Genomic DNA, 15171 nt, shown 5'->3' with positions numbered 1-15171 from the left:
TTCCGTTAAATGTGTGTTGTCAAAATGAGAATCTGCGTGCGCCTCAGCGCTTCACTGCCTGCGCGAAGCTTGCCGTCAATGGGATAATTGGCATCAACAAGCACTGGTAGGCGTGGTAAACGTCAGGCTTTCCTGGCCAGGTAATTCCCGATGGCACATTGTTTCGATCAAGCTCATGAGTCCAGCGGCCAGGAGCTTCGATAATCTTGGCCAGAGCGAAGTCAAGTAGCTCCTCAAAGCGTTCGTTCATGCGGCTCACCAGCTCGGAGTCGCCGGTACTCTCACCGTAAGTTGCAAAGGCGGCAGCTGCGGCAATGCCTTCACACACCGTCCAGTGCATACGCTCGTGTACCACGGGTTCGCCGGTGTACGACGTCGTGTACACAATTCCCGGGGCGCCGTCCACGTCCCAGCCATCAGCGAGTGCCTGATCGTACAACGCCACTGCTACCTGCGGAATTTCCGCAAGCCATGCGTCGTCGGCCTGAATTTCACGCAACTGATCGGCGCTAATGTTTTGTGCCGTAACCCAGAACTGGAGCGCCAATCGCGACCACTCGATCCCGTGACCAGGGGTTATACCGTATGGGCGGAACGGATCTGCCGGTTGATCGATGTTGAAGTCAGGCAGCAAATTCCACTGCGTGTCGAAATGCTCAGGAATGCGCCAGCCCAAGCCCTTTGCCTCGCCGAGCACGAAGTGCAGGATCGAGTATGCCTTGCCGAGCCAGACGAGATCGCCAGTGGCCTCCCAAGCTGCAAGTGAAGCCTCAACGGTGTGCATATTGGCGTTTACGCCGCGGTACGGCTCGTTTTCCGTGAATGCACGATCCCACGATTCGCACGCCAGCCCAACGCTCTCCCAGAAGTATTTTTCGTGTACGTCTTTTGCTGCGGCGAAGAGTTCCTCAGCCCCTTCGATTCCCGCCTGGATGCCCGACGACGCCGCCAACAGCACAAACGCATGAGCGTAAGCTTCTTTTTGGCTACCGCGTTCGCCCAGCGGATCGCCTGACTCAAGCGAAATTGTTGAGAAGAAGCCGTCGTATTCCGAATCGCGGAAATTGGTAAGCAAAGAACGAATACCGTGTTTAGCATAGTCGCGAGCCGAGTCGTCGCCGCGCATATACGCCAAACAGAAGACGTGCGTCATACGGCAGTTGATCCATAGCTGCGCGCCAGCAGCGGCGTCGATACCGCCGTCGGCATCGAGCGTTCCAAATCCTACGTCCACCCGCGATTTACGAGCGAAATCTACAAGAGCCGAGGTTTCGGCATTGAGCCATTCTTTGGTTTCTTCGGTTACGAACATTGCTGATTTCCAATTCCTTAGTGTTGGTTATTTGTGTTTATGACGTGCGACGACGCCGTTTTGACTTGCTGTGCGCAGTAGCGTTGCGATGCGGTTGGGTTGCGGCAGCGTTGCGATGGTGCAAACTCAAGTTTCCACCGCTGCGGCTAGCGTCATGGTGAGCTCGTGCCCTGCTTTTTCGCTCAATAATGCGCCACTAATTCTGTTACGCCCGATTCGTGCGAATCGCGCGCAGCTTCAAGTATTGCTTGGAGATGGAGAGCTTCGCGGGCGTCTACGGTGACTGGTGTGCCATTGTGAACTGCATTGACAAATTCTTCGTGAATATTTGTCCAGCACTCGGCGTGGTCTTGCCCGCGCACATCGAAATGCGCGATGCCTGAATCGGCAAATACTGTTTCGGTGAAATCATCGGCATTCACATCTACTGAGCCAGACAATGCAATCTGGCTACATACGCCGGATTCGTGTTCGGCGGTGATGGTTACGAATCGGCCAGATTGGGCGCGAACTTTCGTCACTTTTCCAAGCGCTGCCGCAGCTAGATTCAGTGCATGTGGCCCCAAATCCATCAAAATCCCGTGGAAATCGTGGCGCCAAGTGCCCGACGGCGGCAAAATACCTCCCTCAAGCAAGCCACCATGAACGTAGTGACCTTGCATGCCCAAAATATCTCCGTTGACTGCAAGAGCTGCTACGTCGTCCAGAAAATCTACTGTTTCGTGATTGTAACGGCGGGTGAAGCATACGATATGTGGGGTGTGGTTTTCCTCAATGGCTTCCACCATGCGCAGCGCTGATGCAAGGTCAGGTGCGAGCGGTTTTTCGAGGATCAGTGCCTTTCCGGCCTGCGCTGCCTCAATAGCGAGCGGAGCTTGCACATGCGGTGGGACTGCAAAATCCACTGCATCACAACAGCTCAGAAGCTCGGCAAAACTCTCGAATGCTTTGACGCCAAATTCGGCTGCGAAACTAGCTGCCTTGTGGCTATCGCGCGCCCAGACGCCCACGAGTTCGGTACCCTCGCCGCTCTGGTGTAGCGGTGCGTGCACGTCATGTGCCCACCAGCCTGCACCAACAAGCCCAACCTTAATCGTCATCGATTTTCCTCCAGTCAAAGAACAACTAGATTCTACCCGAGTCTCGCGGCGTGATGCTATTGGCAATCAGGAAAAGAATACTCAACCACCAAGGGGCTTGCCGCGATACCGCGACACCGCGCGGACGCCGTCGACAGAAAGAAAAATCAGTGCCAACCAGACGATTGCTGTGCCCACCCAGCGTTCGGTAGGCATCGTTTCGTGAAATACGAAGACGGCGATCAGCAGCTGACCGATTGGGCTGAGGTATTGCAGTAAACCGAGAATCCCCAGCGAGAGGCCACGCGAGGCTTGTGCAAACAAGAGCAGCGGGATCACGGTAAGAATTCCCGCGCCCACCAGAAGCAAGAAATGCCCAATCCACGGCTCATTGTGCTGTGACAACGTGTGGAAACGTATCAGAGCGAAACACCAGCGTGCTGTAATAAATCAACAACAGCGGTACCACGGCAGATGTTTCAACTGCCATACCTACCAGCGGCTTTACTCGGTTGGCAACACGCTTTTTCACCAGCGAATACGCACCGAAGCTACCTGCCATAGCCAGCGCGAGCCACGGAAAGCTCTGCATTGCTACGAGCATATAAATCACCGCGAGGGCTCCGAGCGTAACGGCAATTTTCTGCATCCGACTCAGCGTCTCTTTGAGTACGACGACGCCGAGTGCCACCGTAAGCAGCGGATTGATGAAGTACCCGAGCGCGGCGTCCACCGTGCGCCCCGACTGCACAGCGAAAATATAACTCGTCCAGTTCACGACGATGAGCAGCCCAGAGATACACAAGCGCCCAAGTACTGCCCGATCACGAATTGCTGCTCGCAAATTCTGCCACTGACCAGCAATAATAATGGCTACGAGACAGGTGCACATTCCCCATACCGCGCGATGCACAATAACTTCGAGCGAATTTGCGGGTGCTAATAAGCTGAAATAGAGCGGAAATAGTCCCCAGAGAAAATACGCACCTACGCCGCTTGCCCATGCCTGAGCCGAGCCAAGTTCATTGCTACGTTCACTGCCGAGTTCGTTACTACGTTCGTGTCCCTGAAAATCCGCCACAATGCCATCGTATCGACGCCGCACTGGCGAGCAAGAATCCGAACCTTAAATGTGGCGAGATAGCCAGCTTTCCAGATCTGCAAAGACTTCGGCTTTATTGAGCTCGTTAAATATCTCGTGGCGGGCATCCGCGTAGATATGCGTTTCAATATCGCGTTGTCCATGCCGAGTGTATAGCCGTGCGATGGTACGCACTGCTTGTGCACCACCGAAAGGGTCAACCTCACCCGAGGCAATGTACAACGGCACCTGCGCAGGTAGTTCGAACGCGGCGTCGGTATTCACGGCTTTGAGCGCTCCCAAAATCTGTGTGAAAAAGATATTCGGCGGCGTATAGCCACAGAGCGGATCGGCGACGTACGCATCTACCTCGCGAGAATCGCGTGAGAGCCATTCAAATGGCGTGCGATGCCCGAAGCCACGGTTGTACGGGCCGAAAGACGCCGTGCTGAGCAGCTTAGCTTCTCGCATCGGCAGAGTTTTACCGAGCACCCGCGCGAGGGCGAAACCGGCGTCGCCAATGCCTTTTGGCCACAGACCTGTGCCAATGATTGCTGCTCCTGCCAGACCATCGGCATATTTTGCCAGGTAGGAGCGCAAGAGAAGCGAGCCCATCGAATGTCCAATGAAAAAATAGGGAAGATCGGGATAGATGGTTTGTGCGTAGTGACGAACGCTGTGAAGATCGTCGACGACGGTATCCCACGTAGCGCCGTCGCCAAAGTAGCCGAGGGTATCCGAATCTGACCGTGAATAGCCATGGCCACGATGATCTGCGCCAACTACTGTAATTCCATGCGTATTGAGGAACTTTGCCAGGGCATCATAACGTTGCAAGTATTCCGCCATGCCGTGCGAAATTTGTACCACTGCCCGAGGGGTGGGCTGAGGGGACGCCGAAGCCGATGCGTCGCTAACGGGCCAGTGATAAAAGGCAAGCGTTGCGCCATCGATAACTAGTGGTTTACTCATTGCAGGTGTACTCATTGAGGCTTCCTTTGCTTTGCATCCAGTTGCCCATATGATACCTGATTATTAGCGCCGCCACTGTGGCGAGGTAATCCGCGCAATCTCTCGCGCGTCATTACGTAATTAGTTACGCAATCGGTAATTATCCGTGTGTGACCACTACCGTGCCCAGCGGTGCCCAATCGTATAGCCACTTCGCATGGCTAGTTGGCGTGTTTACACAGCCGTGTGAATCGGCATAGCCAAAGCGAGAACGCCAATATGCTGCGTGAATAGCGTATGGACCTTTGAAGAACATCACCCATTCGACATCTGGAGTTTCGTACTTCGTGCCATCAACGTTCTCACCCCTCATTGTTTTACTTGGGTATTTACGGTCGATAGCAAAAGTGCCGACCACCGTAGGAGTCGCTGATGCGCCATTGACGATTGGAATTGGTCCGCGCACGGCTACCGTTCCTTCGTAAGCCGTCATGGTGTGAGTTGAGAGGTTTACGTCGATCCACTTCTCATTACCCGTAGGGGTGTAGGCAAGCGGATTACCTGCGGCATCAACGATCTTGTCTTCCCATTTAAGTTCAGCAGTTGCCACCTGGAAGGTTTCGTTGGTGGGCGCGTTCTTGCTCATATTCGCGGTAATAGCATTGGCAATCGCGTCAATATTTCCGACCGTCGTAGCTGCAACTGCTTGGCGGCGCACGATCGTTACTTCGCCGCGAGTGTTGAGATAACGCAGACCTTTCACGCCGTCTTTCGCTAGCGGAGCGGCTGCCTGTGTTACCCAAGCCTTAACGGCGTCGGGATTGATTTTTGCCTGACCAGAGGTCACATCAACCCAGGTCACTTTGGTTTCCATAGGAACCGCGATGGTTTCTTTGCCGGTGTTGACCGTGACATCGGTTTTAGCCAGTGTTTGTGCGGCATCAGCTAGCGGCTTGAGTGATTCGTCTGATACAGCAGGCGCTACATCTGCCAGCTTCAAAGAAAGTTGCATACCTTTTTGTGCACGGATCATGTCCAATGCGCCTTTTTTGAGGTCTGCCGGATTCACGCCAGTTCCTTTTACGCCCGGCTTGACTTCAAAGTGATCGCCCGAGGCGACGACGCTCGGCTCAACTGGTGCTTTCGCCGTCGTCTTCCCCTCCGTCAGGGAGTGCGCGAACGTAGCGAGAGTGGATTCATTGGTTGAAACTTTGGGTTCAATCGTGGTGGTGGAAAAAGGAGCGGTGAAGTAGCTCTTCCACGAGGAATTAGCGGCTAGAGCGGCATCAGCAGTTCCTTGTGCGTCGATAGTTATGCCCAGATCGTGCAAGTTGGCTTTGCGAGGATTGATGTCAGATCCCATGAGACTCAGGGATTCCTCTTTTGCCACAGTGTTGAGCTGTGAAGCGATCTGTTCGGCCGTCATGCCCGTAACCGACACGTCGCCCACTTTGGTGCCTGGAAGCGCTTTGTGCCCTGCCGCAAAGTATGCAATATATATGCCAATAGCGAGCGCTATCGCCGCAAAAACACCAACAACACTCCAAGTGATTAAACGCTTCTTTGACATTTACAACGGATCCTATGTCTCAAAATAACTATCGAGTTGAATCATAAACCCAATCGCAGAAATTAGCGTGTTAAAAATTCACATTTTCTGTAATGGGGTGCACTGCACAATTATCGCACGATGCTTGGCGTTTTCGGGCGTATTGCACTGGGTGTATCGGGCGGTTAGAGGTCTTCGGAGTCTTAACGCTGTCTGAGAGTTAGACGCCAAAGAGTCGTTCTTGTTCGCGTTCAATAATCGAGTGGGCGAGTTGCGCTTCGCTCGGTGGGGCAACCACAGCTTCAGACTCGAGAGCTTCGCTTGAGCTCTGTGCCAGCAAAGATACTTTCGCAAAGCTTTCAAAAAGCTCTGATTTGCGGTGAAGTACTGCGAAGAGACGCTCGTCCACTCCTTCTTCGGTGATAAGTCGGTGGACCTGCACTGATTCTAGCTGCCCCATGCGATGTGCACGCGCGATAGCTTGCCATTCGGTAGTTGGTTTGAGCTGCGGCTCGCAGATAATTACCACCGAGGCACTTTGGATATTGAGCCCAACGCCACCTGCCATGATCTGTGCCAAGAGCACTGCGCCCGGCTCGGCATTCGAGAAATCGTCCACCATTTCTTGGCGCTTCATGGAAGAAACTGAGCCGGTAAGTGGCCCAAAAGCCTGCGGAAACTCCTCGCGTAGGCGATTCATCGCAGTTAAGAAGTACGAGTAGATAATTACGCGATGTCCGTTTTCCTTAGCTTCCTCGACGATCTGGCGTAAACGCTCAACTTTCGTGGAATCCGAGCTCAACATCGCCGCTTGCCGCATCGCCATGAAGTTACCGTCGCGAACAGCATTTTCATAGATCTCGCGGTCACCTTTGCTCAACGGCAACCAGTCCTCTATCTCAACGAGCTCGGGAAGTTCACTCAAAACGTCCTCTTGATTGCGGCGCAAATAGGCAGGAGCAACTTGCTTACGGAAGCGCTTTGGCAATACGGAAGATTGAACGGCGAGGTCAGGGCGAATATAGCGGATCAGATTTCTAAATTCGTCGATCCGATTTTCCATCGGGGTGCCGGTGAGAAGCACAGCGTATCGTGCCTGTGCCACTAGGCGTGCGGTGCGTTGGGAGCGCTTGGCCTCTGGGTTCTTGATGTAATGTGCTTCGTCTACCACAGTGCAAATAACATCGGTGTTCCTATCGCGCACGAATCCCTCAAACCATGACAGTGTTTCGAATGTCGTCACAGCCACGCCGCCATGTTCGCGCCACAGCAGCGCTTCGTCACGTTTGTCCGCTCCGTGGATTCGGTATCCGCGCAGCTCAGTTTTCGCCTCGATTTCGCGCAACCAGTTGGTGACGACGGCTGCTGGACACACCACAATCGAATGACGTTTACCCTGCGCATATAGGTGGGCGAGCACTGCTAGGGCTTCGAGAGTTTTACCCAAGCCCATTTCATCGCCCAGCACTACTTTCCCTTGCGAGAGCGCAAAACGCGCTCCAAATTTCTGATATCCACGCAGGTTAGCAGTGAGCAAATCGGTGTCAATTTGTGTCTCTTGCACCTTCATAACGATCTCTTCGGGAAGTTCACCGCGAATCTTTTTGGAATCAGAGGTGAGAATGCCCAGTTCAGCCATGAGTGCGTAGGTTTGCGCAGGTTGGCGGGCGAAACGTGCCCACACGTCGTCGTCGGAAAATTCGGGCAGCTCACCTAGGCCTGTATATTGCGCTGCCAGCTCTCGGCACTCGCGCACGAGACCCACGAAATCGGTGGCAGGACGGCCGCGCCCTACCACGATGAGCTGAGACGCGTTACCAGACACGTGGTAAGCGCGCGCTTTTATAGCAGCGGCGAAACTCAGCGCCTGCTTATGCCCGATGGATTCGTGAGCTGCTTGCCAGGTGTAAATAGAGCGCAGAAGATTCGTTTGTGCCTCGGTGCGATTGGCGACGTCGATGCGCACGGGAGTTTCTTCGAGAATCGCGGTGTTGAGTGCGCGCGTTGCGCTCACGATGTTCGACGCCGTTGCCTCGCCAATGCCTTGAACCTCGCCGACTTTCCAGCGCAGATCCATGAGCTGGCCAACCGTGGTAAGCGCATTTTCTTTGAGCACAGAAATCTTGAGGCGTTCGCGGCTAACATCTTTGAGGTATTCAATGCCGAGGCTGCGGACGCGGTCGATAGCAGCAGTTTCGCGTAGTTCATGCGAGATTTTGAGGCTGGTGGTGCGCAGTTGGTTGAGATCGCGCGCTAGGGCATCCAGTTTGTTCACTATTGCAGAGAGATCAGCGAACTCGCTTTGGTCGAGATTGATGACGTCGAGTTCTGCCACATTTTCTTCGTCGAGAGTGAGCAGTTCGCGCAGTGCATATTTTGGATCGAGAGCGTCAGCTAGCGAAGCATTTGGAGCTGCTGTGCGCAGCTCTTGGGTGTGTTCGAGTGAAGTATCGAAGCCAATTTCCACGCCTTTGGCATAGAGATCAATTAAGAATTGGGCGGCTTTCTCAGCTTGGGTGCGCATGCGCGGATTGAGAATACCTGGAGAATCAGAATCGAGAGGTGCTGAATCTCGGTGTGCGCGCACGCCAGAGTCGAGCACAAGACGCCCAAAATTCTGATGTTCCATGCTGGGAAATTCGGTAGTGCTGTAGCGTTCGCGCACTCCGAGCAGTGGATTTACCGATTCCGGCAAGGGGAGGAGCGTCCAGCGCGGCTCAGAATAGGGGATATTAATGGCGGTGTTGAGCAGCTTTCGGCCTGCGATTCGGTGCTCGCGCAGAATTTGGGCAAGCAAATTGCGCTGCTGTTGCAGCGTACTGATCCATGTTCCAACTGCAGATCGGCAGCTTTGGAATTGCGCAAAATCGAAACTAGCCATCTTGACTAGTTTAATCGTAAATCGGTCAAGAGGGGGAACTTGGAATTTGTGGCAAGGGAAACGTTAAGCCTTAATGTAGCCGTATCCCTCTTGTTGGAGCTTGGCGATTTCCACGATTCCGGCAGGCACGATTTCCACGTAGTCGGGGATAAGTTCTGCCTTGACTTGCCGCTCGTTCATAGCGATTTCGCAGATCACGAAACGTACGCCTTCGTCGTGAAGCTCTTTGATTTTGGCGAAACGCATTGGATCTGAATCGAGCTGAGAGAATGAGCGAATTGCTCCGCCATTGGCTACCACCACGGCTTTTCCGCCTTGGGTGGAGCGTACAAGATTGCGCACCGAGCGGATCGTGAACGGCCAGCGGTCGTTTTCGTTCACGTGAAAGACGATTTTGAGATCAGACATTCGAAGTACTCCTTATATCTTGCGGTTGTTTGTGGCTCACACGTCATTGCTGAGCTGTAAACCGCGGCGCGAATGCGTCTGGAATAAAGGATACTCTTTTTCGGGACCTTGGTCACTATATGAGATAAAGATTCACGCGATTAGAGGAATTTTCTCAAACATTGCCCGCCAGAATGAAAAAGAGTGCACAATAGGACTTATGACTGAAACCATAAGTTCTAAAAACTCCGCTGCGAAGTTTTTGAAGCTCGATGAGCGCGGTCGTCGAGCCCTTGAATCTCTTGCTCCGCGCCTTCAAGAGCTTTGCTCTGTCAATCCTGAATCCGTGCCCGTGATGGAAGCCAAAACCTCCGCATTGACTGATTCGGTGATTGCCGAACTTCCGGTTATCAAAGGTGAAGATCTTGAATCGGTATTTTCGCGCGCCCGCAAAGTTGCCAAAGCCTGGGTTGCTACCGATATTCGTGAGCGCAAGCGATTGGTGCTCGCCTTCGTCGATACCGTCTTGGCGAATCGCGACGCTATCCTCGACGTGATCCAATGGGAGAACGGGAAAAGCCGCGGCTCGGCGTTCGAAGAAGTGTACGACGTCGTACTGAACTCTCGTTTCTACGCGAAACACGCAGCGAAAATGCTTCGATCAAAGCGTGTACCAGGTGCGATGCCGGGATTGACGCATACGCAGATCAACTACATTCCTAAAGGAGTAGTAGGCATTATTTCGCCGTGGAATTACCCGTTTAACCTCGCTGCATCTGACGCAATCGCGGCAATCATGGCTGGAAATGCCATCGTGCTCAAACCTGATTCGCAGACGCCGTTTTCCGCGTTGGTGGTGAAGTCGCTGATGGAGCGGGCTGGGTTGCCGAAGGACCTTTTCCAGGTGGTGATTGGCGCTGGTCGTGAGCTGGGCACGCCGATGATTGAGTTGTCGAACTACATGATGTTCACTGGTTCCTCGGCAACTGGACGTTCGATTGCTGAGCGTGCTGGTAAGAATTTGATCGGATGTTCGGCGGAGTTGGGTGGCAAGAATGCCATGATTATTCGGGCGGACGCGCCGATTGACCGCGCCGTCGCTGGTGCGGTGAAAGCGTGTTTTTCGTCGTCGGGGCAGCTTTGTATCTCGATAGAGCGCCTGTTTGTGCATCGTGATATTTGGGATGAGTTCGTGCCGAAGTTTGTGGCGCAAGTGAAGAAAATGAACCTCGACGCCTCGATGGATTGGAAAGCTGATATTGGACCGCTTATCAACGATTCTCAGGTGGAGAAAGTTACGGAGCATATCAACGACGCCGTTGCCAAGGGTGCGAAAGTGCTGGCAGGTGGCCGTTTGGTTCCGGAAGTTTCCAAACGTGCATTCTTGCCTACGGTATTAGAAGGTGTTACGCCCGATATGCAAGTTTTCGGTGAGGAGACGTTTGGGCCTTTGGTGTCTTTGTATAAGTTTGATACTGACGAACAGGCCTTAAGTCTCGTAAATGACACTAATTACGGACTCAATTCGGCAATTTGGTCTGGCGATGTGAAGATTGCTCAGTCAATGGCATTACGTGTAGAAGCCGGTACCGTTAATATTAATGATGGGTACGCCGCAGCGTGGGGGTCAATCCATGCACCGAGTGGTGGCTTCAAAGATTCCGGTCTGAGCCATCGCCACGGAGAGGAAGGCATCGTCAAGTACACGGACGTGCAGACGGTTGCCACACAGCGTCTCATGCCCATCGGTGCGCCCAAGTTACTTGGGGAGAAAGTGTGGGCAAACCTCCTGCATAGCTACCTCAAGGTGCAGCAAAGGTTTGATCTCTAAGGAGAAAGAAATGTTTAGCAGGCCAACTAAAGTACCGATCAAAGGTGCGGTAGTGCTCATTACTGGTGCGGGATCTGGAATCGGGCGTCTGATGGCACGCGGTGCAGCCGAACGTGGAGCCAAGGGCGTTGTTGTGTGGGCGCATAAAGAGCGCGATGCACAGGCGGTAGCACAAGAGATAAAGGCTCTGTATCCGCTCGTCACGGTCAGTGCTTTTTCGGTGGATGTTACTGACTCACAGCGTGTGAAGGAAGTTGCGGCTGCATCACTCGCGGAGCAGGGCAGGGTTGATATTCTCATCAACAATGCTGGTATCGTGACCGGCAAGGATTTCCTTGACATTACCGACGACGAAGTGCAGCGCACTCTCGAAGTGAACACGATTTCGCACTTCAAGACGGTGCGCGAGTTCTTGCCAAGAATGCTCGAGCGTGATCGCGGTTCAATCGTGACGGTTGCATCGGCGGCAGGATTAGTTGGCGTGTCAAAACAGTCTGATTACAACGCCTCGAAGTTTGGTGCGGTTGGTTTTGCGCAGTCGCTGCGCGCTGAATTGCGCTACAAGAAGTCGAATGTACACACCCTGTTGTACTGCCCGTATTACATTTCAACCGGAATGTTTGACGGGGTAAAGACGAAGTTTCCACTGCTCCTGCCGATCCTCAGGCCGGAGAAAGTGGCAAAGCAAGTGCTTGATGCAATCGAAGCTGGAACCCAGATGAAAGTTGCTCCGCCTATCGTGCGGCTGGTGCAGCTCATGCAACCTTTCCCGGTTCCGTTTGTGGACGAAGTTCTCCAATTCTTCGGCATTAACTCCACGATGGACGAGTTCAAGGGCAAGAAGCCGCGGCCAGCCTGACGAGCGTTTTTCGCTAGTTTTCCCGAGTTTATCGGGAGTGCTTTATTGGGGTGCTTGGATTTCGCGTATGCTGAAATCCAAGCACTTTCCTTTTGATTCAAGGTTCTAAGGCGGCATTGATGATTATTTTGGCTGGTACTCCTCTTGGTAACGACGGCGACGCTTCGCCGCGTTTGCGTGAGAGCCTCGAAAGCGCTGATCTTATTGCTGCTGAGGACACGCGGCGTCTGTTAAACCTAGTGGGGCGACTCGGTGTGGCGATCCACGCGCCCGTTGTGCCTTATCACGACCATAATGAAGCGCAAAAAGCTCCCGATCTGATTGCAGCGGCTCAAGCTGGGAAAACTGTGGTGATGGTTTCGGATGCAGGTATGCCGTCTGTGTCCGATCCGGGTTATCGTCTCGTTTCGATGGCGGCAGACGCCGGTATGCCGGTTACCGTGGTGCCAGGGCCTTCTGCCGTGCTCACCGCCTTGGCCGTATCTGGGCTTGCGTCGGATCGTTTTACTTTTGAGGGGTTTGTGCCGCGCAAGGACGGCGAGCGGAAGGCAATTCTGCAAGACCTGGCTCGTGAGCAGCGAACAATGGTTTTCTTTGAATCGCCGCGGCGTCTGGGGCAGACGCTATGCGCGATGTGTGAGGTATTCGGTGCGGATCGAAAAGCTGCTGTTTGCCGAGAACTCACGAAGGTGCATGAAGAAGTGCGGCGCGGGACTTTGGGTGAGCTTGCGGAATGGGCGAAGGGCGGAGTACTCGGAGAGATTTGCCTGGTGATTGAGGGTATCGCGAATGATGGCAGTGATGTGGCAGCGCAGCATGTCGATGAGGTGCTTGCCTTGGCTGAGCGTGGCTTGCGCTTGAAAGACGCAGCGGCTCATGTGGCAGAGCGTGAGAAATTGCGTAAGAATGAGCTCTACCGATTGGCAATTAGATTAGGGAAGCATGAGTAAATTAGATATTTTTGGATCGAAGAAAGCATGGCCATTAAGGGCTGCTTTCCTCGTATTTTGGCTGATGATTTTCGCATTTGGTGGCATGGCGCAGGGCAAGATTTCAACTGTGACTACCAACGATCAAGCTACGTTCCTTCCGCTCTCAGCAGAGTCCACATTGGCGGCGAAAGCGGCGAAAGATTTTCTTAAAGAGGAGTCGGTGCCGCTGCTCATTGTGGCTGTGAACAAGTCTGACGAGAAAATTTCACCCGAGAGCTTCGCGCAGGTGCGCACCGAAGCTCAAAAATTGGGCGACTTGAAGGTTACTGGATCCCAGACTTTAGCGGACCTGAGCGAGGGCGCGATCGTAGCGATCCCGAACCCAAAGCAGGACGCCGTGCTCCTGCCGGTTCTTTTGGATAAAACGAAGGTTAGCCAGCTCAACGATGCCGGAAAGATGAAGCTCGGCGAAGTGGTCAATAATCTGCGCAAGCATTTTGAGATCACTGGGAACGATCTCAGCCTTGATTTCTATGTGACTGGTCCGGCGGGAATTGCTTCCGATATCGGTAGTGCATTCGCGGGAATCGATCTAACGTTGCTGCTGGTGGCGTTGACTTTGGTGTTCGTGATTCTGCTCGTGGTTTATCGGTCGCTTTTGCTACCTGTCGCCGTGTTGTTCACTGCAATTACTGCGCTGTGTGGTGCTGTACTGGTGGTTTACCAACTGGCGAAAGCTGACGTTTTCACGGTGAATGGACAAACTCAGGGCATTTTGGCGATTTTGGTGGTGGGAGCTACCACTGATTACTGCCTCTTGTTGATTGCGCGATACCGCGAAGAGCTGGGCGTACGTGAGTTGCCTCGGGAGGCTATTGGTGCCGCTATTCGTGGCACGTGGGAGCCAATTCTCGCTTCTGGCGGCACGGTGATCGCTGGCTTGCTTACGTTACTATTGTCGGATTTGTCGTCAACGTCGTCGCTCGGGCCAATTGCCTCAATTGGCATCGTATTTGCGATGCTTGCTGCGTTAACCTTGCTTCCGGGAATTTTATTGTTGCCGGGTAAGCATGCGCGGGTGATGTTCTGGCCGGCAAAGATCAAACATTCTGCCAGCTCATCCGTGATCACCGAGCATACATTGGCGGATGCCGACGGTGTTGTGGCTGCGAATCATCCGTTCTGGCACAAGATCTCGGTGTTCGTGAGTCGCCACGGGAGGATCGTTTGGATCGGCTCTCTGGCATTCTTGCTGGCATTCGCGGCTTTTGCGCCGTCGTTCAAAGCAAATGGAGTCTCTGCCTTTGATACCTTCATGAACAAAACTGAATCAGTTGAAGGCTTTAAGGTGCTGGAGGATAAATTTGCGCTCGGCTCGAGCCAACCTACGACTGTGGTGGTCAAGGAAGCTAAATATAAGGAAGCGATTGAACGCATCTCGGCGATTGAGGGTGTTTCTGGCGTTGTTCCACAGTCAGACACTCCAACCCAACCAGGCAGACCAGCTGCGCCAAATATCGTGCCGACTGTGGTTGACGCACGTGTGCTACTCAACGTCACAACCACGATGCCTGCGGAAGACGCCGGTGCTGCCGTCGTCGTCGAAAAGATACGTTCCGAAGTGCATGGCATCGATGCGCAGGCGCTAGTGGGTGGACCTGCTGCTCAAACGCTCGATACGCAGACGACGGCGCGTGCTGATTTCGTCAAAATTGTGCCAGTGGTGCTAGTGGTTATTCTCCTTATGCTCATGTTGCTTTTGCGTGCGGTGGTTGCGCCGGTGTTAATTTTGGTGGCGAATATCGTATCGTTTGCAAGTGCTATGGGCTTGTGTGCGTTGCTGTTTAACCATGTTTTTGGATTCCCTGGTTCGGATGCGTCGGTGCCGATCTACGCTTTCGTGTTCCTTGTGGCCTTGGGCATCGACTATACGATATTCCTGATGTCACGGGTGCGCGAAGAATCTCGCCGTTATGGCACTGAAGTGGGCGTGCGTCATGGTGTGGCTGTGACCGGTGGAGTGATTACCTCAGCTGGCGTGGTGTTGGCTGCTACTTTTGCGGCGCTGGTTGTAGTGCCTTTGCTCTTTATGGTGCAGCTGGCCGTGATCGTGGCTTTGGGTATCGTGATCGACACGTTCATTGTGCGGTCGTTGCTGGTGCCTGGTGTGGTGTTGGAATTTGGCGATCGGGTGTGGTGGCCGTCGAAGCTCAACGAGCGGGCGAGCGATAATATGCGGTAAAACGTTGTCACGCTGTGGTTGGTTTTAACGGGGGGCGGCTCGCCTCGAGCCGCCCCCCCGTTAACTA

At 53.6% G+C, this 15171-nt stretch carries 12 protein-coding genes; 4 read left to right on the top strand and 8 right to left on the bottom strand.

What is annotated here, in order from left to right; genetic code table 11:
* Nucleotides 1-43: 43 nt before the first annotated feature.
* From EZJ44_RS01020 to EZJ44_RS00990, 8 genes are all read right to left on the bottom strand, one after another.
* Nucleotides 44-1312 carry an AGE family epimerase/isomerase gene (locus EZJ44_RS01020; RefSeq protein ID WP_131279239.1) on the bottom strand — a complete coding sequence of 423 codons (1269 nt, stop codon included), beginning with the start codon at nt 1310-1312 and terminating at the stop codon, nt 44-46.
* A 182-nt stretch (nt 1313-1494) separates the two neighbouring features.
* Nucleotides 1495-2412, bottom strand: coding sequence for a Gfo/Idh/MocA family protein (locus EZJ44_RS01015; RefSeq protein ID WP_131279237.1), 918 nt, complete (start codon nt 2410-2412; stop codon nt 1495-1497).
* An 81-nt stretch (nt 2413-2493) separates the two neighbouring features.
* On the bottom strand, nt 2494-2796 hold the full coding sequence (locus EZJ44_RS08880; RefSeq protein ID WP_241658542.1) for an EamA family transporter: 303 nt from the start codon (nt 2794-2796) through the stop codon (nt 2494-2496).
* On the bottom strand, nt 2780-3472 hold the full coding sequence (gene rarD / locus EZJ44_RS01010; protein WP_241658541.1) for an EamA family transporter RarD: 693 nt from the start codon (nt 3470-3472) through the stop codon (nt 2780-2782). The genes EZJ44_RS08880 and rarD overlap by 17 nt, the downstream gene beginning before the upstream one ends.
* A 45-nt stretch (nt 3473-3517) precedes the next feature.
* A complete protein-coding gene (locus tag EZJ44_RS01005) occupies nt 3518-4459 on the bottom strand; it encodes an alpha/beta fold hydrolase (RefSeq protein ID WP_131279235.1) in 942 nt (313 codons plus the stop codon).
* 124 nt (nt 4460-4583) lie between these two features.
* Nucleotides 4584-5993 (bottom strand): L,D-transpeptidase family protein, encoded by a 1410-nt coding sequence (locus tag EZJ44_RS01000; protein WP_131279233.1) that lies wholly within the window; start codon nt 5991-5993, stop codon nt 4584-4586.
* 199 nt (nt 5994-6192) lie between these two features.
* Nucleotides 6193-8853, bottom strand: coding sequence for a DEAD/DEAH box helicase (locus tag EZJ44_RS00995; protein ID WP_131279231.1), 2661 nt, complete (start codon nt 8851-8853; stop codon nt 6193-6195).
* A 63-nt stretch (nt 8854-8916) separates the two neighbouring features.
* The gene (locus EZJ44_RS00990) at nt 8917-9261 is read right to left on the bottom strand and encodes a DsrE family protein (RefSeq protein ID WP_131279229.1); all 345 of its coding nucleotides are present in this window, start codon (nt 9259-9261) and stop codon (nt 8917-8919) included.
* Nucleotides 9262-9460: 199 nt separating this feature from the next.
* Here EZJ44_RS00990 and EZJ44_RS00985 point away from each other — a divergent pair, with 199 nt between their 5' ends.
* From EZJ44_RS00985 to EZJ44_RS00970, 4 genes are all read left to right on the top strand, one after another.
* On the top strand, nt 9461-11071 hold the full coding sequence (locus tag EZJ44_RS00985; RefSeq protein ID WP_131279227.1) for a succinic semialdehyde dehydrogenase: 1611 nt from the start codon (nt 9461-9463) through the stop codon (nt 11069-11071).
* A gap of 10 nt (nt 11072-11081) precedes the next feature.
* Entirely contained in the window at nt 11082-11930 is an 849-nt protein-coding gene (locus tag EZJ44_RS00980) for an SDR family oxidoreductase (protein ID WP_131279224.1), read from the top strand.
* A 119-nt stretch (nt 11931-12049) separates the two neighbouring features.
* A complete protein-coding gene (gene rsmI, locus EZJ44_RS00975; protein ID WP_131279222.1) occupies nt 12050-12880 on the top strand; it encodes a 16S rRNA (cytidine(1402)-2'-O)-methyltransferase in 831 nt (276 codons plus the stop codon).
* A complete protein-coding gene (locus EZJ44_RS00970) occupies nt 12873-15104 on the top strand; it encodes an MMPL family transporter (RefSeq protein ID WP_206661825.1) in 2232 nt (743 codons plus the stop codon). The genes rsmI and EZJ44_RS00970 overlap by 8 nt, the downstream gene beginning before the upstream one ends.
* Nucleotides 15105-15171 lie beyond the last annotated feature (67 nt).

Origin of the sequence: Arcanobacterium bovis (assembly GCF_004331995.1) — a bacterium.
Lineage (GTDB): Bacteria > Actinomycetota > Actinomycetes > Actinomycetales > Actinomycetaceae > Arcanobacterium_A > Arcanobacterium_A bovis.
Note: the sequence above shows the minus strand (reverse complement) of the source record. Positions and strands in the feature narration are given on the sequence as shown.